This is a genomic window from Bacillus sp. ME78, assembly GCF_903970865.1.
In the GTDB taxonomy this organism is placed as follows: Bacteria; Bacillota; Bacilli; order Bacillales; family Bacillaceae_G; genus Bacillus_A; species Bacillus_A cereus.
This window is the reverse complement of sequence record NZ_CAJCKK010000007.1, coordinates 69,119-89,690: the sequence shown is the minus strand read 5'-3', so window position 1 is coordinate 89,690 and position 20,572 is coordinate 69,119. Positions and strand designations below refer to the sequence as shown.

Genomic DNA, 20,572 nt, shown 5'->3' with positions numbered 1-20,572 from the left:
TACACTTATAATTTTATATATATATTCTGAATATTCTTTATAAAAAGAGGAGGGGGAATGTTGGAAGCTATCGTAAGTTGGATCAATAATATTGTTTGGAGTCCAGCACTTGTTTATTTATGTTTAGGAGCAGGTTTATATTTTTCCATTCGAACGAGGTTTTTACAAGTAAGGCATGTAGGAGAAATGGTGAAGCTTACATTTCAAGGAGAAAAATCGGATGCTGGTGTTTCTTCGTTCCAGGCGTTAGCACTTTCTTTATCAGGGCGCGTTGGAACAGGAAATATTGCGGGTGTTGCAACGGCTGTTGCATTTGGTGGTCCAGGAGCTGTCTTTTGGATGTGGGTGGTAGCTTTTCTAGGAGCAGGTTCTGCTTATGTAGAATCGACACTTGCACAAATATATAAGACGAAGCATCAAGGCCAATTCCGTGGTGGTCCAGCTTATTACATTGAAAAAGGGTTAGGGGTTAAATGGTATGCATTAGTATTCGTTGCAGCAACAATTCTTGCAACGGGGATGCTGTTACCGGGTGTTCAGGCAAATAGTATTGCTGTAAGTTTGGAAACAGCTTTCGGTATTAATACTTCTGTATCTGGAGCGGTATTAGTAGCGGCATTAGCGCTTATTATTTTTGGTGGAGTTAAGCGAATTGTTAACGTAGCGCAAGTTGTAGTGCCATTTATGGCGCTTGGTTATATTTTAGTAGCTTGCGTCATTGTTGCTATGAATATTGAAAAATTACCAGATGCTTTCATGTTAATTTTAAAAAGTGCATTTGCATTAGAAGCAGCTTTTGGTGGAATTATTGGTTTAGCAATCTCTTGGGGAGTAAAACGTGGTATTTATTCCAATGAAGCAGGGCAAGGAACTGGGGCCCATGCGGCGGCAGCTGCTGAAGTATCACATCCAGCTAAACAAGGGTTAGTACAAGCATTTTCCGTTTACATTGATACATTATTCGTCTGTTCAGCAACAGCATTTATGATGATTATTACAGGCATGTATAACGTATTTGATGCAAGCGGAAAAAACTTTATCGTCAATAAATTAAATGGTGCACAGCCGGGTCCTGGTTATACACAGGCAGCGGTAGAATCTGTTTTCCCTGGATTTGGAAATGGTTTCGTTGCAATCTCTTTACTATTCTTCGCGTTTACAACAATTATGGCGTATTACTACATTGCAGAAACGAATATTGCATACTTAAATCGTGATAAAGACCGTCCTTGGATGTCCATCGTACTAAAATTTGTATTCTTAGGAGTCGTATTCTATGGTTGTGTAAAAACAGCTGCAACAGCATGGGCTTTAGGTGACATTGGTGTAGGGATTATGGCATGGGTTAACATTATCGCGATTTTACTACTACAAAAACCAGCATTGATCGCATTAAAAGACTATGAAAAGCAGAAAAAAGAAGGTAAAGATCCAGTATTTGATCCGCAGGAATTAGGAATTAAAAATGCTGATTTCTGGGAGCATGAATACGGGAAAGATAAGAAAGAAGAAGTATCTTAACAGAATAGAAATGAAGAAGCAAAGGGGAAACTCTTTGCTTTTTTTTTATGGACAAATTGAAGCTAAAAGTTATTTTTGGGACTGTTTTTGAATATAAAAAGAATGTACATGCTTTGTTAGGGGAAGGGGTGAGTATGTTGATAGAGTTTCGTAACGTAAATAAATATTATGGCAACTTTCAAGTTTTGAAAAATATTAATGTGCAAGTGAAAAAAGGCGAAGTGGTAGTAGTAGTTGGTCCTTCAGGATCAGGAAAAAGCACGTTGCTTCGGTGTATAAATCAGCTAGAGACAATTACCGACGGAGAATTAATCGTACAAAATACGGAGGTACACAATGCAAAAACAGATATGAATGAATTACGCCGAAATATCGGGATGGTTTTTCAGCATTTTTATTTATACCCGCATAAAACGGTTCTTCAAAATATTACACTAGCACCTATTAAAGTAAATAAAGTTTCCAAAGAAGAAGCAGAAAAAACAGCAATGTTTTATTTAGAGAAAGTAGGAATCCCGGAGAAGGCTAATGTATATCCGCATCAACTATCCGGAGGACAACAGCAAAGGGTAGCAATTGCTAGAGGACTTGCGATGCAGCCGGAAATTATGCTATTCGATGAGCCTACGTCTGCTCTTGATCCAGAGATGATTGGAGAGGTACTTGATGTTATGAAAGCACTGGCTAAAGAAGGGATGACAATGGTCGTTGTCACGCATGAAATGGGATTTGCTAGAGAGGTAGCAGATAGGATCTTATTTATGGATGATGGCCAAATTATTGAAGATACAACACCGGCGAACTTTTTTGCAAACCCTGAACAAGAAAGAGCCCGTTTATTTTTAAGTCGGGTGCTAAATCATTAGAGGAGGAATTTCATGCTTAAAATGAAAAAGTTATTTACTTTAATCGTATTTTCATGTTTATTCGTGCTTGTTGTTGCTGGATGCGGAAGTAAGAAAGATGAGGCAAAGGAAACAAATACGAAGCAAGGCGGGGCTGTTGAGCAAATTAAGAAACGAGGGAAATTAGTAGTTGGGGTGAAGAATGATACGAATTTATTTGGATTAAAAAATCCTTCAACAGGGCAGGTAGAGGGTTTCGATGTTGATGTCGCGAAGGCACTGGCGAAAAAGATTCTTGGAGATGAAAAGAAGCTAGAGCTGAAAGAAGTAACGTCTAAAACACGTATTCCAATGCTGAAAAATGGTGATATTGATGCAATTATTGCAACAATGACAATTACGGAAGAACGCAAAAAAGAAGTGGATTTTTCAGATGTATATTTTAAAGCAGGGCAATCGTTACTTGTGAAAAAAGGAAGCAATATTAAGAGTATTGATGATATAAAACAAGGTGTGAAAGTATTAGCTGTAAAAGGCTCAACATCTACAAATAACATTCGTCAAAAGTCACCAGAAGCGACTGTATTAGAATTTGAAAATTACAGTGAGGCGTTTACGGCGTTAAAAGCAGGAAAAGGTGATGTTTTAACGACAGATAATGCAATTCTTTACGGCATGGCAAAACAAGATTCAAATTATGAAGTTGTAGGGAAAATTTTCACAGATGAACCGTACGGAATTGCAGTGCAAAAAGGTGCAGATGATTTAACGAAAGAGATTAATAGCTTGCTAAAAGATATGAAAGCGAATGGAGAATACGATAAATTGTATGAGAAATGGATTGGTCAAAAACAAGAAAAATAAAGTGACACTTAATTGGAATAAATAATAAGAGTGAGAGGATGAGGGATGCTCATCCTCTTCTTGTAAAGAAAGAGGGGAGAATATGTGCCTGATTTTTCTATACTAACGAATAACATTGATATGTATTTAGAAGGCTTTAAGTATACAGTTATGTCTAGTGTAATTGCATTAATAGGAAGCTTTATTTTAGGAGTAATTTTGGCGGTAATGCGTATTGCACCGATTCGTATTTTAAATTGGGTAGGATCAGCTTTTGTAGAGTTTGTAAGAAATATTCCACTCGTATTAATTGCATTTATATTTTATTTCGCTTTACCTGTAATAGGAATTACTTTAAATGGTTTTGTAGCAGGAACAGTTACGCTTACGGTATATACGGCAGCTTTTATTGCGGAAGTCATTCGCGCTGGTATTCTATCAGTCGCGAAAGGTCAGATGGAAGCAGCAAGGTCTTCAGGGTTAACGTATGTACAGGCGATGTATTATGTTGTCTTACCTCAAGCGATGAAAATCGTAATTCCTCCTCTAGGAAATCAATTTCTCAATTTAGTAAAAAACTCTTCCATACTCGGAATTATCGCTGGTACTGATTTAATGTATCAAGGAGATTTAATTTCAACGAAGACGTTTGTTACGTTTGATGTTTATATATTTGTCGGGATGTTTTATTTAATATTAACAATTCCGCTCAGTATGCTAGTGCGTTATTTAGAAAAACGCTTGGCAAAGGAGGCGGTGTAAATGGATTTTAAGGGAGCAATTACAGGGGATCATATTCTATTTTTATTAAAAGGATTACTTATAACGTTAGAGGTAGCGCTCGTAGCAATTGTACTTAGCTTTATTATCGGTAGTGTAATAGGAATATTGCGCTACACGAAAATACCTGTCGTCTCACAAATATTAGGAATTATCGTTGAAGTGATTCGAAACTTACCACTACTGTTAATTATATTTTTCACGTATTTTGCACTTCCAGAAGCAGGCTTGAAATTAGAAATTATAACAGCTACAATTGTTGCTTTAACAATATTTGAAGCTGCAATGATATCTGAAATTGTTCGAAGTGGTCTATTATCTATCGAAAAAGGGCAAATCGAAGCAGCGAGGTCTTCCGGATTAACGTATGTTCAAGCGCTGTGGCATATTATTTTGCCACAAGCATTAAGAAGAATGGTCCCGCCACTTGTCAGTCAGTTTATTTCATTGCTGAAAGATACAGCGCTAGCAGTCGTTATATCACTACCAGAGCTTATTCATAATGCTCAAATTATTAGCGGGCAAAATGTAAATTATATGATTCCGACGTTTATAGTAGTTGCTTGTATGTATTTTATCGTAAATTATAGTTTATCAATTTTATCGAGAAGGTTAGAACTTCGTTGACTCTTACAATATATGTAAGAGTTTTTTCCTTGTTTATCCTTATTTTCCTCTAAATAGAATCTAAATCTTGCAATAATTAGATTTTTTATATTATTTTATCAGAAAAGTTTTAATTTTATATAGAAAATGTAATCGCTTTCGTGTATATTTTTATTATCAGAAAATTTTAACAAGACATAGGGGTATGGTAGGGGGAGGATTTAGATGCAGCAACCAACGAATGAGAAATTACATCGTACGATGAAGAGTAGACATTTATTTATGATCGCACTAGGTGGTGTAATCGGAACTGGTTTTTTCTTAGGTTCAGGTTACACTATTAATCAGGCTGGACCAGGGGGAGCCATCCTTTCATATTTAGTAGGCGGATTTATTATGTATTTAACAATGCTTTGTCTTGGAGAGTTAACGGTAGCAATGCCGGTTTCGGGATCTTTCCAAAAGTATGCAACGAAGTTTATTGGACCAGGAACGGGCTTTATGATTGGCTGGTTATACTGGCTTGGCTGGGCAGTAACAGTAGGACTAGAATTAACGTCAATCGGTTTAATGATGAAAAGATGGTTTCCAAATGTTGATGTTTGGGTATGGTGCCTTGTATTCGGCGTTATTTTATATGCTTCAAACGCAATTTCGGCAAAAAGTTATGCCGAATTAGAATTTTGGTTTTCTAGTATTAAAGTAATTACAATCCTTGCATTTGTTGTTCTTGGTGGTAGTGCATTATTAGGATTTATATCGTATGACGGAAAAGAAGCAGCACCTCTTTTCTCTAACTTTGTAAGCGATGGTGGACTTTTCCCAAATGGACTAGCTGCCGTATTACTTACAATGATTACAGTTAACTTCTCGTTCCAAGGAACAGAGTTAATCGGAATTGCAGCGGGAGAAAGTGAAAATCCAGAAAAAACAATTCCACGTGCGATCCGTAATACAGTATGGCGTATTATGTTATTCTTCATTTTAACAATGACAATTTTAGTAGGATTAATTTCTTGGAAGGAAGCAGGCGTAATTGAAAGTCCATTCGTAGTTGTATTTGATAAAATCGGTATTCCATATGCAGCTGATATTATGAACTTCGTTATTATTACTGCGTTATTATCTGTAGCGAACTCTGGATTATATGCAGCGACACGTATATTATGGTCACTTGCAAATGAAGGAATGGCACCAACTTCTTTCAAGAAAGTAAATAAACGTGGTATTCCAATTACAGCGCTAGTCGTAACGATTGCGGTAGCTGGATTATCCTTATTCACAAGTTTCCTTGCAGAAGATACAGTATACATGTACTTATTATCGATAGCTGGTTTATCGGCTGTTTCAAGTTGGATCATTATTGCTCTATCGCAACTTCGCTTTAGAAGTCAGTATATAAAAGGCGGAGGAAAGTTAGAGGACTTAAAGTATAGAACACCACTATATCCGATTGTTCCAATTTTAGCTTTAATTACAAATAGCATCGTTGTTATTAGTTTAGCGTTTATTCCTGAACAAAGAATGGCGTTATACTGCGGTATTCCATTTATCATTTTCTGCTATATATATTATTATTATATGAGTAAGAAACAGCAGAAACCGATGAAAGTGGAGATGGACAAAACAAATGAAACTAACAATCAAACACGATGATATAAAGGCAGATTTATCGTACGCTCAATTAGCGATTGGAAAAGAAAACGGGTATTCACCGTTACAATTACTCGTTTCTTCTATCGCAGGATGTAGTGCAATTGTCTTTCGAACAATTTTAGAAAAGAAACGTATTACATACGATACGTTTACGATCGAAACTGAAATTGGTAGAAGTGAAGCTTTATCCAAACCAGTTGAAAGTGTTCATTTGCACTATAAAATTAAAGCGGAAAACATTACAGAAGAGCAGTTGGACAAAGCATTGCAGCTTGCAGTGAAAAATTGCACGATTGTTCAATCTGTAAAAGACAGTATAAAAGTTACGGAAACAATTGAACTAATAAAGTGAAACATAAAAGCGTGAGAGTATAGCTCTCACGCTTTTATGTTTTTAACAGAGGAGGAAGTATTATGAAATGTTTAGGTTGTAAATTAGCAAACGAAGAGGAAAAAATATATAAAGTATATGAAGATGATTATGTAACTTGCTTTTTAGATCATGCGCCTTTCTACCCAAGACATACTTTAATTGTGCCAAAGCAGCATGTTGTAGAAGTAGACGAATTAGATGACGTTGTAGCAAGATCAATTATGGATGCTTCTAAGCTGATTGCAAAAGCGATTAAGGCATTATATAAACCAGATGGAATTACAGTTTGTCAAAATGGTGGAGTATTTAACGAGTTAACACATTACCATATGCATGTCGTACCAAGATATAAAGAGCGTTCGTTTGCTGAGTTTTATACGGTGCAACCGGAGGAAAAGAAGAATCATAACTTTGAAGAGACAAAGAATTTGTTAAAAGAAGCGATAGAGCAAATACTGCATATTGAAAAGGTGTAAAAGAATTTTTCTTAGAGATACAGTCAGGAAAATTCTAATATTAAAAAGCCCAATTTCTTAGTTACAATAGAGAAATTGGGCTTTTGCTTATTCTATTATTAAATTTTATCTATAAAAAGATTTTGTAGTGTCACAAAGTTACAGTGCTCATTCGTTATATAGAGTGAGAGGAGGAATTATATGAAAGTTACAAACAACGATTATGAAAAGATGGAAGAGCTATATGAGTTGTATGAACAAAAAATTTATTATGTAGCTTATTCTATTTTAAATAATATTCAACAGGCTGAAGATGCGGTTCAAGAGACGTTTATTACTCTTTATAAGAACTTGGAAAAGCTCCATAGCTTGGCTACTCAAGAGCTTAAACGCTATATTTTGAGGGTCGCGAAAAACAAGGCGATTGATAGTTACCGGAAAAATAAACGACATGAAACATTTTTAGAAGAATATGAAAGAGAATCAATAGAAGCAGTAGATGAAAATATTGAAGAGTGGGAAAAACGTAAAATGTCTGAGGTTCAAATTGATACATTGCTAAAAGAGTTAAATGAATCTAACAGACAGGTGTTTAAGTACAAAGTCTTCTATAACTTAACGTATCAAGAAATTTCAAGTGTAATGGGGATTACGGAGGCTAATGTCCGCAAGCAGTTTGAACGCGCTCGAAAACGAGTCCAAAATATGATAGGAGGTATACAACATGACGAATTCAAAGAACTCCAAAGAAATATATGAACTTGCTGAAAAAATTGCTTTAGATGATTTTGATAAATCCGAAGAACAACATGAATTTTCACATACATATACGCGCAAAAAGAAACTGTTTATGGAGGAAATGAAGCTGAAGGGCGAGCGACCACAGAAAAAGAGTAAAAGACATCGTATGTTAATCGCTGCTGCTTGCTTATTGATTGGTATGCCGACAACCGTTTTTGGTGCAGTGAAAGTCTATAATATGATTGTCCAAAAACAAAATTATGAAGTAAATGTGTCGGTAACAAATAAGGACACGAAAAAGGCTGATAAGTGGTATAAGCTGAAAATCGATAAATTACCAGAAAATATGGAAGCAATTGATGACAGTGCTATGAAATATTCATTTAAAGATAACTACGCACTAGGTGGATTTTCATTTGCTCTTTGGAGAGTAGGGGGGAATTCAGATTTTCCAACTCTGTACTCGAAAAGTTATGAAGAACAAGAGATAAATGGTAAGAAGGCAGTAATTGTCCATAGAGAAACTGGTAATAAAGATTTAATGTTTAATAGAGTGATTTTTCTCTATTTTAAGGAAGAGGGAATTATGTTACAAAGTTATATTGGAAACGATATAAACGAAGAACAAATGATAGATGTGTTAGGGAGCATTTCACTTGAGCCCACGTCAAAAGAAAAGTCATCACATATAAGTGATTATGATAAAAAGTATTTTAGCCAAGAAGGTAAAACAACTAAGGTGATTCCTTTGAAAAAAGATAGCAAACGACTATTTCATATAGGACAAAAGGTTCCAGTAACGATATCTATGGATCAGAGCCAAATTGAATATGTGATAGAAAAAGTTGAAGTTTTTGATTCGATCAAAGATTTTAAGCAAGAAAACTTTAATGAAATGGGATTAGGAAGACTAAGCGAGAATCAAGCTTTGGATCAAGGGGGACAATTGATACCATATAGACGGGATGAATATAAAGTTGGAAATGGTAAAGATTCAATTGATAAACTAGTAGAGTCAAAATTAATTCATCCTAAATTTGTCTACCTGACAACAACAGTGAAAAATATAGGTAAACAGGAGACAGAAGAAATTTATATGCATCCATCCATACAAGTGCTTAAAGGTAAAGGAAATGTATGGAATTATGCTGGGAAAGATGGAATTGCAGAAAGAAATATTATGACGGGTGAAGTGGATTATTTAGAACCTCACGGAGATGGAAAAAGCTTTTACAATATTGGCAGTATCACACCAGGACAAACTGTAAAGGTTAATCTAGGTTATTTTGTAGATGAGGATAAACTAGATTCAATCTTTTTGGATGCTTTCAATTACAGAGGGACTGGCGACACTGAAAATATGAATGCGAAACATCGTTGGTGGTTTGATATTCGTCAACAGTCAAAACAATAGGAACAAATACACAAAAAGCTGCTTATATTTAGCAGCTTTTTTCGTCTTCATACATACTTAAAATTTCTTTCGCACGTATACGTAAACCATCTATCAATTCTTTCGGTTCTAAAACTTTTGCATCTTTTCCAAGTCTATAAAATAAAGGAGTAATAAAGTTAATCTCACCTTTATCAATTGTTGAATGTATATATCCTGTCCCATCCTCGTTTACTATAACGAATTCCTCAAGATAAGGAACGCTTTTACATTGGCGTACGCCTTCTGTTGTCAGTAAAACATGTAACTGAGTAGGATTGTGTACTACGTTAGAGTTAGAGGCAAACCACTCTTCTAAATTCATGAATGTATCTGTATTTTCTTCCATCGATAATATTGAGAGAATACGATCAACGCGATACAGTAATACTTTTTTTCTACCGAAGTCATAGGACGGTAAGTACCATAACCCGTCGTGAGCATATACACCAATCGGATGAACATGTTTTGTTTTTATCCCTGATTTAGATTCGTATTGAAAGTGTAAATTTTTATTTTCAATAGCCGCTGTTAACACTTCGTTTAAAAGTGGGGTCTCAATTGTTCTCTTCGGATTCCAAAAGGCGATATAAGAACGTATTTTATCAACTTTCACTTTCGCCTCATGTTGTATAGAGCTATATAGTTTATGAGTGACAGAATTGATTTCTGTATTAAAAGGCAAGTCTCTGTAGTAGCTTAAAGATTGAAAGGCAAAAAAGATGGAGACTGCTTCTTCTTCCGTAAATAAGATAGGTGGAATGACCCTAGTTGTTAATACTTTATATCCTCCATTACGACCTTGTTCAGCATAAATGGGTAATCCCATATCACTTAAATCTAAAATGTATCTATGAACCGTACGAACGGAAATATTAAATTCATCAGCTATTTCTTGAGCTGTAAATGTTTTTTTCGCAGAAGCAAATATAAGAATATCTAATAAGCGTTTAGCTTTTGACAAATGTATCACCTTTTCTTTTTAACGTGACATAAATTGTCATGTTTTATTGTTAGTATATTGTTTACATCATATGTTATCAAGATGAGATACAAGGAGGAAAAGATATGTCACGTGAAATAGTTTTATTTATAGCGGCGAGTTTAGATGGATATATTGCGAAAGAAAATGATGATTTAGAGTGGTTAATGGAAACGGAAGGAGAGGGAGATAACGGTTATACAGAAATGTACGAAACAATTGATACAATAATTATGGGAAAGAAAACGTACGATTATGTAGTAGAGCATACGGAAACATTCCCGTACTTAGATAAAGCATGTTATGTTTTTTCTCGTTCAGAAAAAGGTTCAGACGGAAACGTGGAATTTGTAAATGAAGATGTAGTGGAGTTTACAAAAAGGTTAAAAGCACAAGAAGGGTCTAAAATATGGATGGTTGGTGGAGGAGAGCTACTGAGAGAATTCTTTAAAAATAATCTAATTGATGAATATATTGTTACGATTACACCGCATATATTAGGCTCAGGTGTCCCATTATTTAAAGAAAAGAATCCAGAAATTAATTTAACTTTAACGGATACGAAACGTTTTGGGCAATTTGTAAATTTATATTATAAAGTAAGATGATAAAGAAACACGACTACTAATGATAGTCGTGTTTCTTTATAGATGGTAATGAAATTATAAAGCAAGACCCGTGATTGACTTCACTCGTTACTGTAATATTCCCGCCGTGTAGCTCTACAATTTCCTTCACGATAGATAGTCCTAAACCAGTTCCACCTGTAGCTCGTGATCTAGCTTTATCAACACGATAAAAGCGGTCGAAAATGTGAGGGAGGTCTTCAGGAGGAATACCTTCGCCTTCATCTTCAATTGTAATGGAGATACGTTTATGTTCTTCTGTAATAGAAATGTTTATATGAGAATGTTCTTTTGAATGTCTATAAGCGTTATTTAAAATGTTTACTATAACTTGTTCAAATCGCTGTTCATCTAAGTTTACTAGCAATGTAGGAGAACAAGAGAAAGAAACTTTAATGTATCTTTCTTTATACATGGCGTTTACTTTTTCAGCTATGCGAGTAAGGAAGGTGTGTAAATGCACTTCCTTTACTTGAATAGAAAAGTTATGTTGTTCCATTTGTGCAAGTGAAAATAAATCTTGAACTAAGTTTGTAATGTAATCAGACTCATCTTTTATAATTGATAAATATCGCAAACGTTGTTCAGGAGAGGTGCTTTCTTTTAAAGCAATGTCAGCATAACCTCTTACGTATGTTAACGGTGTTCGTAATTCGTGAGCAACACTTGCTAGAAATTCACTTCGCTCTGTTTTCATATAATGTAAATCATTTGCGAGCGTTTGAATAGATGATGCTAGTTCGCCAATTTCATCATTTCGAGTAGTCGTTAACGAAACGGACAAATCGCCTTTACTCATTTTTTCAGTGGCATGTTTCATGTGTAACAATGGTTTTGTTAATAAACGTGATAATAGGAAAATTGTGATGACTGTGAGTAGAAACGTGATAGCACCAGCAATAATGAATTGTTTCGTTAATCCATTAACCAACTTTTCAATTGATTCTGTTCCAAGAAACATGTACACATAGCCTTTATGTTTTCCATCTACTACAATGGGGCTAACTGTACATATATAATTAGATGTTTTCCAATGATTCTCTATAATTGCTCCGTCATGATCTGTCCGTGTTTGCATCTTTTCAATATGCTTTTTTATAGTAGTATTTATTTCATTGGATTTAGCTAGTACCTCCTTATTTGCATTTGTAATAACAACAGTAGTTTCGGCTTCGGATTCCATTAGTGCAACATGGGAGATTGTTTGCTTATCAAAATACTTTTCAAGGACATCTCTGTGACTATTTCCGCGCTTTAATAAAGCTGTCATTTCTTCATTTACTCTATTGTTGACAAGGCTATAATAAAGCGAGACAAATAGAACACTTTCGATTAAAAGTGTAACAATCAAAAAATAAAATCCGAGCTGAATAGAAATTCGCTTCATTGCTTTGCTCCTTAATCTAGAGTATCAACCCATCGATATCCGACTCCGTAAACAGTTTTTAAATGATGATCAATAGGGAAATGTGCTTTTCGCAATTTATCACGTAAATTGCGAATATGTGAATCGACTGTGCGATCTTCTGTATTTGTGTTTAACCCCCAAATTCGTTCGATGAGCTGATCACGGTTTAATACGTAGTTCACATGGCGTAAAAATAATCCGAGTAAAGAAAATTCAATTGGTGTGAGAAGGAGCTCTTCATTATGGACAGAAACGAAGTGTTTTGTTTCATCCCATACAATACCGTGATATTGGATTTGTTTATGTTCATTTGTACGTCTTAAAACGGCTTCAATTCTTGCGAAAAGTTCTTCTTCATGGAAAGGTTTCGTTACGTAATCATCGGCTCCGAGTTTTAATCCTTGAACGACATCTACTGTTTGATCACGAGCTGTAACCATAATGATAGGAATGTTACTAAAAGATCGGATTTTTTTGCACGTTTCCCATCCGTCCATCTTTGGCATCATAATATCGAGTAAAACAAATTTAAAGTTTTGATTTTCTATATGTAAAATAGCTTCTTCTCCTGAATTCGCACATACGCAGTTATATCCAATTGGAGTAAGATAAAGAGTTAATAATTCAAGCATTCTCGGTTCATCGTCTACGAGCAGTATATCAATCATAGAGAGCCCTCCATATTTATAATCGTTACTTAAAGTGTAATGCAAAATCATGAAGAAATGGTGCAGATTATGATGTGTCTGCATAATTTCTTCAGAATTGCTTGTTATTGTGGAGTTGAAATTACATTTTAGGTAATCATATTGGCTCAAAAATGATTAATACGGAGGCGGTATAGTGAAAAAAATGACCCGAATTTTTGGGATAACAATAATTACAGCAGTTGGTCTTGCTGCATGCGGACAAACGAATACAGACCATAAAAACCATGAATCTACAAAAGAGAAAAAAACAGAGCAAAAGGAAATGAAAATGAATCAGGAGGTAACGGCGCCAAAAGAAATGAACGAAGGGGCATCGAATGATTTATTAACGACAAGTTTAAAAAATGTGACGAGGTTAAATACAAATGATCCCCTGCAAATGGCAGTGTTAACTTCGCAAACGATATGGCCAGCAACCCATAAAGAGAACCAGCCAGGTGCTGTTATTTTAGTACCAGTGAGCGAGTGGCAATTAGGTATTGCGAGTGCAGACCTTATTCATCATCCGAATAACGGACCGATTTTATTTATAGAAAAAGAAAAAATACCAGAAATGACGTTAAAAGAAATAAAACGATTAAATCCAATCGGAACGAAAGATGGAACACAAATTATGGTGATGGGGGATGTAGGTACTAGCGCGCTTGAACAATTAAAAGGTTATAAAGTAAAACAAATAAAAGAAACGGACCCAGCTATATTTGCGAAAGATGTTGATAAGGAGTATGCGGATATAACAGGAAGCTACCCAAATAGTGTTATTATCGGTTCATCTGCAGAAGAAGGACGTTTATATACAACACCCGCTGTAAACTGGATTTCTCATATGCCGGAACCACTACTCTATACAGAAAAGAATAAAGTGCCAGAAACGACAATAGAGGCATTAAAAATGAGAAAAGATAAAGCTAATATATATATATTAGGGCCAGAAAAAATTGTTTCAAAAGAAGTAGAAAAGGAGTTAAGCAAATACGGGAAAGTAACGCGTATTAGTGGAGAGACTCCTACAGAAAACTCGATTGCGTTCGCTAAATTTAAAGATGAAAAAACAAAATTTGGCTGGGGATTCACAAAACCTGGTCACGGTTTATCATTTGTTTCAAGCAAAACACCAGATTTAGCAGTTGCTGGGGCACCTTTTTCACATATGGGTAAACACGCACCTGTTGTCTTGTTAGAAGAAGGGAAAGCTTCACAACCAGTGTATGACTTCCTTGCTACTATTCAGCCGAAGTTTAAAGATGATCCAACACTTGGACCATATAATCATGGCTTCTTATTAGGAAGTACGAGTGATATTTCATTTGAAACACAAGGAATACTAGATGAGAGGTTAGAAATTGTTCAGGAAAGTGGTCAAGGACACGGTGGACATTAATGAAATGAGAAAAGACGCTACTAAGGTAGCGTCTTTTTCTTTAGGAAACTTTTACATAGTAAAAAATCTTCTACTCGTTATATAATAGCTTTCGTACAGTCGGCTAGATTTTCTTATGGAGAAAATCAAATTATAAAGGAGTAGAGGAGTGGTATTTTGTTTCAAACGATAAAAAATGATTGGTTTTCTAATGTGAGAGGGGACGTGTTATCAGGAATTGTCGTTGCTTTAGCGTTAATCCCTGAAGCGATAGCTTTCTCTGTTATTGCAGGCGTGGATCCGACAGTTGGACTATATGCAGCCTTTTGTATTGCAGTTACCATTTCATTTGTTGGCGGAAGAACTGGGATGATTTCAGCTGCAACAGGTGCAATGGCATTATTAATGGTAACGCTCGTTAAAGATCATGGTTTGCAATATTTATTTGCTACAACAATATTAACAGGTATTGTCCAAATTATTTTTGGCGTGTTCAAACTGAGCTCATTTATGAAGTTTGTTCCGAAATCTGTTATGAGTGGTTTTTTAAATTCACTTGGAATTTTAGTTTTTACAGCGCAATTACCGCATTTTAAAAATGCAACTTGGCAAATGTATGCACTCGTTGTATTAGGACTTGCAATTATATATTTATTTCCACGTATTACAACGGTTGTACCTTCTACGCTTATTTCAATTATTATTGTGACGAGTATTGCACTTATGAGCGGATTACAGTTGAAAACAGTAGGGGATATGGGAAGCCTACCGAAAGAATTACCGTTCTTTAGTATTCCTGATGTGCCACTTACATTAGAAACATTAGGGATTATTTTACCTTATGCAGTTATGCTTGCAATTATTGGTTTACTAGAGTCTTTATTAACAGCTTCAGTTTTAGATGATATGACGCATACAGAAAGTAATAAGCATAAAGAGGCACGCGGACAAGGGATCGCAAACATCGTCGCTGGTTTCTTCGGAGGAATGGCAGGATGTGCAATGATCGGTCAATCTGTTATTAATATTAAATCAGGTGGACGAGGTCGCCTATCAACATTTGTAGCGGGCGGATTTTTAATCGTATTACTATTCGTTTTAGGAGATTATGTCGTTCATATTCCGATGGCAGCTTTAGTTGCGGTTATGATTATGGTTTCAATCGGAACGTTTGATTGGAACTCTGTAACAACGATTCATAAAGTACCAAAAGGAAACGCATTTGTTATGATCGTAACAGTTGTGATTGTCCTAATTACACATAACTTAGCAGTAGGTGTAATTATCGGAACAGTAATTAGTGCGGTGTTATTTGCATTCAATATGGCAAAGATTCACGTGAAACATTTATATATTGAAAATAAGAAAATATACGAAATTCACGGTCAACTTTTCTTTGCATCCACAGCCGATTTCATAAATAATTTTTCATTTAATGAAGATGTAAAAGAAATTGAAATGAATTTTACTCATGCGCACGTATGGGATGATTCAGCGGTGGCATCAATTGATAAAGTTATCATAAAGTATGAGCAAAGTGGTGTGAAAGTAAGTATAACAGGATTAAATGAACGTAGCTCAAAACTTGTTGCAAATTTAGCTACTTATAATAAAAGAATTGCTAGTTAAAAGCCTCCTTTTTAGGGGGCTTTATTATATAATACGAGTAGGATAACGAAAAGGGGATTCAGCATATGTACAAACAAATTATATTAGCATGTGACGGTTCTGAACATGCACTTCGAGCAGCGGAACATGCAACATATATTGCGAAATGTAGCGAAGAAACAAATGTTGAAGTTGTGTACGTAGTAGATAATAGAACGGCAAAATCAGATATTATACAAGGTCAAACAGATTTAGAAACAATATCGGCTAGTCGAAAAGATAAATTAAAAGAGATTGAAGTTTTATTAAAGAAAGAGAACATATCTTATACAATTACGATATTACATGGTGATCCTGGAGATACAATTGTTCAATATGTAAATACAGGAGATATAGATCTTGTTATAGCGGGAAGTAGAGGATTAAATACACTGCAAGAAATGGTACTTGGTAGTGTAAGTCATAAAATAGCAAAACGAGTGAAATGTCCGGTGATGATTATAAAATAAAATGTAACTAAAGACCTTAGTATAGCTGAGGTCTTTTTTATGTATAAATAACTCTCATTTGTGGAAATACTAGATATATAAGTTGAAAAGATGTTAACTTACAAATTTGTAAGTTAGTTGTTAGAGAAATCGATGTTATGAAATTTTTCCCATTGGTAAAATAAAAGTATCAAAGGGGAGATAGGGAGGATGGAAGCAATGAAATCATTTCAAAATTTGTCATATAGTCAAGGGGTAAGCTTAATTTGTTTAGGGGGATTTGCTGGATCTGTTACGTTAGCTGTTTTAATAAAGGTATTTCATCAAATCTTTTAATATTAGAGTAGGGAAGGAATTGGTTGTTATCATTAGTAGGAAAAGCAATGAAAATAAAAAATAGCTCTTAGCATGTATGTAAATGCTAAGAGCTATTTTTATGTTTATTTTTCTACTTCTGGCTTCTCACTTGTTACAGTAACGTCTTTCCAATGTGAAGTTATTTGATTCACTTCAGTGTTGACATCATAATTTTTTACGCGCTTATTAACACCTGTTAAATCAAATGTGTAATGAATTGGAATCATCGGTGCTTCGTCATGAATTAATTTTTGCCATTTATCGTATACTTCTTTACGATATTTTTCATCAGTAGCTTTTTCTGATAATCCTGCTTCTAATAACTTCGTATTTTCATCATTTACCCAGCGTTGATAGTTGAATCCGGCATTTTTGCCCCATAGGCCAGAAAGGTCAGGGTCAGAGCCAGTGTTCCAAGCACCGGCAAAAATATCAACCTTCGGATCATCTTTTTTAATCATATCACGCATAGCATTAAATTCGTGTAAGCGTCCATCAACAAGTTCTACTTTTAAGCCGATATCTTTCCAAGATTGAATGTAGAATTTAGCCAGCGGTTCACTTGTTTCACTACCACTACTAGTTAAGAAGTTAATCTTCAATTCATTACCTTTTGGATCTTCACGGAATCCATCACCATTTTTATCTTTATACCCAGCTTCATCTAATAGTTTTTTCGCTTTATTTACATCGAAATTATACGCACCAACATCATTATTATGGTACTTTGGCATAGATGGTGGAATTGGAGAGTTAGCTGGAACGCGAAGTCCGTGATATACTTTCTCTCCTAATTTTTCTCTATCAATTGCATGTGCCATCGCTTGACGTAAACGAACGTCTTTGAACTTATCGTTATCCATTACAGCTTCATTCTTTGCTTTGTCCATATGTCCGAACTTAAATCCGATATAAGTGTAAGCAAGGTCAGTTTTACCAATTAGTTGTGTGTTTTTTAATTTACTTACGTTCGGATATTGATCAGCAGTAATTGCTGCAATATCAATATCACCTTTTTTCAGAGATGCACTAACAATAGATGGATTTACAACTTTTAATGTTACATTTTTTAGCTTAGGTTTGCCGCCCCAGTAATCATCAAAACGCTCATACTCAACTGATTCACCAGGAACGATTTTCTTCACTTTAAATGGACCGAATCCAATTGGATTTTGACGGATTTTATCTGATTCAGCTAGTTTTTCAATTGGTACATCACCTAAATATTTTTTAGGTGTAGGATATGTCCAAATACCAGTTTTTAGTGAAGGGTTTACTTCTTTATAAGTAATGGAAATTGTTTTTGGATCGACTACTTTAATACCAGAAATTTTGTCAGCTTTTCCATTGTGATATTCTTCCATACCTTCAATCATTTGCATTTGTGTATCGTAACGGATACCTGTATATTTGCTATTACCGATTATTAAGTAAGAATATTCTAAATCCTCAGCTGTTACAGGATTACCATCGTGCCATTTTACATTATCTTTAATTTTAATTGTAATTGTTTTTTTATCTTCAGAAATTGTATAAGTTGCAGCACCGTCATTTGTAATTTCCCAGTTTTTATCTGTAGCTAATAATTGTTCATCAAAGAAATCCATAATCTCTGAATCTGGAGCAACTTCATACAATACCCTACTTAAAACACCAGCGAAAGGTGAATTTGAAACGAGTCCATAAGTTAATGATCCGTCTTTAATTTCTTTACCGTCATTTTTTACAGCAGCACTAAATTTATTTGTTTCTACTTTTTTTGTGTTTGCCTTTTTACTACCGCTATCAGCACCCCCACATGCAGATAGTAATAATGTTGAAGCAGCAAGTGTACTTAATACTTTGTACAGTTTTGGTTTGTTCATAACTTCTCCACCCCTTATCCTTTTCTTTGTCTCGCATCAGCCGCACGCTTTAACGCTTGACCAATAAAATTTATACACAGCATCAACACTAAAATCATGATTGATGCGGGTAACCAAATCCACCACTTTTCTTGTAATACATCTGGGTTAGTTGCGTAACTTACAAGTGTACCAAGACTTGGTGTGCTCTCTGGTAGACCGAAGCCTAAGTAAGTTAAACTAGATTCAATTCCGATGTTACCAGCAAGATTTAATGTGATATTTACGATAATAATAGAACTTAAATTAGGTAATATTTGCTGGAAGATTATTTTCCAATTTGGTGTTCCTAATGTTTTTGATGCAGATACGTAATCAAGTTCTTTCTCAGTCAATACTTTAGAGCGTATAAGCCTTGCTTTTCCGACCCATAAGAAAGCGGTCATTATGAGAATAAATGTCGTAATATTGAAAGTTGGAACGAGTGAGATAAACACGATAACAATCATTAAGAATGGTAAAATCATCATGAAGTCGATAAAACGCATAATGATGTTATCGACAACTCCGCCAAAATAGCCAGCAATTAGTCCCGTCGTAAGACCGATAAGGGTTGCTAAAAGAGTGATGGCTAAACCAACTGTAAAGGAGTTACGTGTACCAATAATTAATTGTCCGAAAATATCACGGCCTCCATAATCAGTTCCTAACCAATGTTCAGCAGAAGGAGGGTCATAAATAGCGAACAAATCGACTCGGACGATATCTTCTTGCTTCATAATAAATGAAGTTGCATAAACGGCTATTAATATTAAAGCTAAAAAGAATAGAGAAAACATTGCTAGTTTATCTTTACGAAATTCTCGCCACATAATGGAGAAACCAGAGGGGCTCTTTTCGTAATGAATGACTTCAGTTTGTTTTTCAGGATTTGCTAACATAACGTTTCTTCACCTCCATTAATCAATACGAATACGTGGATCAACGATGCTTAGAATAATATCGGAAAGAAGAGTCCCGAGTAGCGTTGCGAATCCAGTAAATAATACAAGAGCAGTTACGACACTGAAATCACGTTGAGTGATAGATTGGAAAAATAGTTGTCCAATTCCTGGATAGCCGAAAATATTTTCTAGAATAATAGAGCCTCCAACTAAACCTGTAATTTCATATCCTAAAAATGCTGCAATTGGTAAAAATGAATTTCTTAAAATATGTCTGGAATATACTTTAGATTCTGGTACACCTTTTGCTTTTACTGTGCGTACAAAATCTTTATGTTTCGTATCGATAATTTCACTTCGTAAATATTGTACAGTTCCTACAGTCCCAATTAATGCCCCAGATAAAGCTGGTAAAATCATATGATTGAATTTACTTAAATAGTAATCAAATGATCCTGTTGCAACTTGTGGATCAACGCTACCACTCGTAGGGAAAATTGGATATAAAAAGCCGAATAAGAATAACATTACTAACCCGAAAATAAATAGTGGTGTACCGAATCCTAAAAAGTTATAGAGCGTAATGAGTCGATCAGCCCACGTATCATTCCAACGTCCACTTATAACTCCAAGTGGAATAGCAATTAAGTAAGTAAGAATAAGAATAAGAAGAGCTAACAGTATGGTATTGCCAAGACGTTCCCCGATAATATCTGTTACTTTTATTTTATGTGCGTAAGAAATACCGAAATCCCCTTGTACAGCATTTGAAATCCACCTTACATATTGAGTGGGAATAGGATCGTTTAAACCTAGTTTTTCACGTTGTTCTTCGAGCACTTTTGGATCGGCTTTTGGGTTTGCTAGTTCAGCGCCACTTAATGCATCACCTGGCATTGCCTTAGCCAGTGTAAAGACGAGTACGCTTAATATGAATAATTGCGGTATCATAACTAAAACCCGGCGTAATATAAATTTCCACATGTTTTATCA

Annotated in this window: 21 protein-coding genes; 15 read left to right on the top strand and 6 right to left on the bottom strand. The window is 35.1% G+C overall.

The window, feature by feature from the left end; genetic code table 11:
- The first annotated feature begins 60 nt into the window (after window positions 1-60).
- The 10 genes from H6481_RS10990 to H6481_RS10945 all read left to right on the top strand — a co-directional run bounded on the left by H6481_RS10990 (window position 61) and on the right by H6481_RS10945 (window position 9,234).
- A complete protein-coding gene (locus H6481_RS10990) occupies window positions 61-1,521 on the top strand; it encodes an alanine/glycine:cation symporter family protein (protein WP_023521044.1) in 1,461 nt (486 codons plus the stop codon).
- Between the two features lie 47 nt (window positions 1,522-1,568).
- Window positions 1,569-2,387 (top strand): amino acid ABC transporter ATP-binding protein, encoded by an 819-nt coding sequence (locus H6481_RS10985; protein ID WP_146632323.1) that lies wholly within the window; start codon window positions 1,569-1,571, stop codon window positions 2,385-2,387.
- Window positions 2,388-2,399: 12 nt separating this feature from the next.
- Entirely contained in the window at window positions 2,400-3,230 is an 831-nt protein-coding gene (glnH, locus tag H6481_RS10980; protein WP_071732228.1) for a glutamine ABC transporter substrate-binding protein GlnH, read from the top strand.
- An 84-nt stretch (window positions 3,231-3,314) separates the two neighbouring features.
- The gene (locus H6481_RS10975; RefSeq protein WP_001112682.1) at window positions 3,315-3,971 is read left to right on the top strand and encodes an amino acid ABC transporter permease; all 657 of its coding nucleotides are present in this window, start codon (window positions 3,315-3,317) and stop codon (window positions 3,969-3,971) included.
- On the top strand, window positions 3,972-4,616 hold the full coding sequence (locus H6481_RS10970; protein WP_000345978.1) for an amino acid ABC transporter permease: 645 nt from the start codon (window positions 3,972-3,974) through the stop codon (window positions 4,614-4,616).
- A 204-nt stretch (window positions 4,617-4,820) separates the two neighbouring features.
- On the top strand, window positions 4,821-6,251 hold the full coding sequence (locus H6481_RS10965; protein WP_001187093.1) for an amino acid permease: 1,431 nt from the start codon (window positions 4,821-4,823) through the stop codon (window positions 6,249-6,251).
- Window positions 6,226-6,603: an OsmC family protein gene (locus H6481_RS10960; protein WP_000778853.1), complete on the top strand. Its 378-nt coding sequence runs from the start codon at window positions 6,226-6,228 to the stop codon at window positions 6,601-6,603. Before H6481_RS10965 ends, H6481_RS10960 begins: the two co-directional genes overlap by 26 nt.
- A gap of 62 nt (window positions 6,604-6,665) precedes the next feature.
- Window positions 6,666-7,100 carry an HIT family protein gene (locus tag H6481_RS10955; RefSeq protein WP_048564163.1) on the top strand — a complete coding sequence of 145 codons (435 nt, stop codon included), beginning with the start codon at window positions 6,666-6,668 and terminating at the stop codon, window positions 7,098-7,100.
- Between the two features lie 180 nt (window positions 7,101-7,280).
- The gene (locus H6481_RS10950) at window positions 7,281-7,838 is read left to right on the top strand and encodes an RNA polymerase sigma factor (RefSeq protein ID WP_098678228.1); all 558 of its coding nucleotides are present in this window, start codon (window positions 7,281-7,283) and stop codon (window positions 7,836-7,838) included.
- On the top strand, window positions 7,804-9,234 hold the full coding sequence (locus H6481_RS10945) for a DUF4367 domain-containing protein (RefSeq protein WP_071732225.1): 1,431 nt from the start codon (window positions 7,804-7,806) through the stop codon (window positions 9,232-9,234). Before H6481_RS10950 ends, H6481_RS10945 begins: the two co-directional genes overlap by 35 nt.
- A 28-nt stretch (window positions 9,235-9,262) precedes the next feature.
- Here H6481_RS10945 and H6481_RS10940 read toward each other — a convergent pair whose 3' ends face one another.
- Window positions 9,263-10,225, bottom strand: a complete 963-nt coding sequence (locus tag H6481_RS10940) for a YafY family protein (RefSeq protein ID WP_346655880.1) — start codon at window positions 10,223-10,225, stop codon at window positions 9,263-9,265.
- Between the two features lie 95 nt (window positions 10,226-10,320).
- Here H6481_RS10940 and H6481_RS10935 point away from each other — a divergent pair, with 95 nt between their 5' ends.
- Window positions 10,321-10,842 (top strand): dihydrofolate reductase family protein, encoded by a 522-nt coding sequence (locus H6481_RS10935; protein WP_071732223.1) that lies wholly within the window; start codon window positions 10,321-10,323, stop codon window positions 10,840-10,842.
- A gap of 16 nt (window positions 10,843-10,858) precedes the next feature.
- On the opposite strand, the gene H6481_RS10930 is transcribed toward H6481_RS10935, so the two are convergent.
- Together H6481_RS10930 and H6481_RS10925 are read right to left on the bottom strand one after the other, a co-directional pair.
- The gene (locus tag H6481_RS10930; protein ID WP_071732222.1) at window positions 10,859-12,247 is read right to left on the bottom strand and encodes a HAMP domain-containing sensor histidine kinase; all 1,389 of its coding nucleotides are present in this window, start codon (window positions 12,245-12,247) and stop codon (window positions 10,859-10,861) included.
- A gap of 11 nt (window positions 12,248-12,258) precedes the next feature.
- Window positions 12,259-12,936, bottom strand: a complete 678-nt coding sequence (locus tag H6481_RS10925; RefSeq protein ID WP_000565468.1) for a response regulator transcription factor — start codon at window positions 12,934-12,936, stop codon at window positions 12,259-12,261.
- Between the two features lie 175 nt (window positions 12,937-13,111).
- Here H6481_RS10925 and H6481_RS10920 point away from each other — a divergent pair, with 175 nt between their 5' ends.
- From H6481_RS10920 to H6481_RS10905, 4 genes are all read left to right on the top strand, one after another.
- Window positions 13,112-14,359, top strand: coding sequence for an ArsR family transcriptional regulator (locus H6481_RS10920; RefSeq protein WP_071732221.1), 1,248 nt, complete (start codon window positions 13,112-13,114; stop codon window positions 14,357-14,359).
- 156 nt (window positions 14,360-14,515) lie between these two features.
- Window positions 14,516-15,967 (top strand): SulP family inorganic anion transporter, encoded by a 1,452-nt coding sequence (locus tag H6481_RS10915; protein WP_071732220.1) that lies wholly within the window; start codon window positions 14,516-14,518, stop codon window positions 15,965-15,967.
- A 65-nt stretch (window positions 15,968-16,032) separates the two neighbouring features.
- The gene (locus tag H6481_RS10910; RefSeq protein WP_000278001.1) at window positions 16,033-16,455 is read left to right on the top strand and encodes a universal stress protein; all 423 of its coding nucleotides are present in this window, start codon (window positions 16,033-16,035) and stop codon (window positions 16,453-16,455) included.
- A 198-nt stretch (window positions 16,456-16,653) separates the two neighbouring features.
- Complete coding sequence (locus H6481_RS10905) at window positions 16,654-16,770, top strand: DUF4027 family protein (RefSeq protein WP_002094283.1); 117 nt, start codon at window positions 16,654-16,656, stop codon at window positions 16,768-16,770.
- A 104-nt stretch (window positions 16,771-16,874) separates the two neighbouring features.
- Here H6481_RS10905 and opp4A read toward each other — a convergent pair whose 3' ends face one another.
- The 3 genes from opp4A to opp4B are packed head-to-tail and all read right to left on the bottom strand — an operon-like array spanning window position 16,875 to window position 20,563.
- Complete coding sequence (gene opp4A, locus H6481_RS10900; protein WP_001039729.1) at window positions 16,875-18,656, bottom strand: oligopeptide ABC transporter substrate-binding protein; 1,782 nt, start codon at window positions 18,654-18,656, stop codon at window positions 16,875-16,877.
- Window positions 18,657-18,670: 14 nt separating this feature from the next.
- A complete protein-coding gene (locus tag H6481_RS10895; protein ID WP_000880730.1) occupies window positions 18,671-19,576 on the bottom strand; it encodes an ABC transporter permease in 906 nt (301 codons plus the stop codon).
- 18 nt (window positions 19,577-19,594) lie between these two features.
- The gene (gene opp4B / locus H6481_RS10890) at window positions 19,595-20,563 is read right to left on the bottom strand and encodes an oligopeptide ABC transporter permease (protein ID WP_000265452.1); all 969 of its coding nucleotides are present in this window, start codon (window positions 20,561-20,563) and stop codon (window positions 19,595-19,597) included.
- Window positions 20,564-20,572 lie beyond the last annotated feature (9 nt).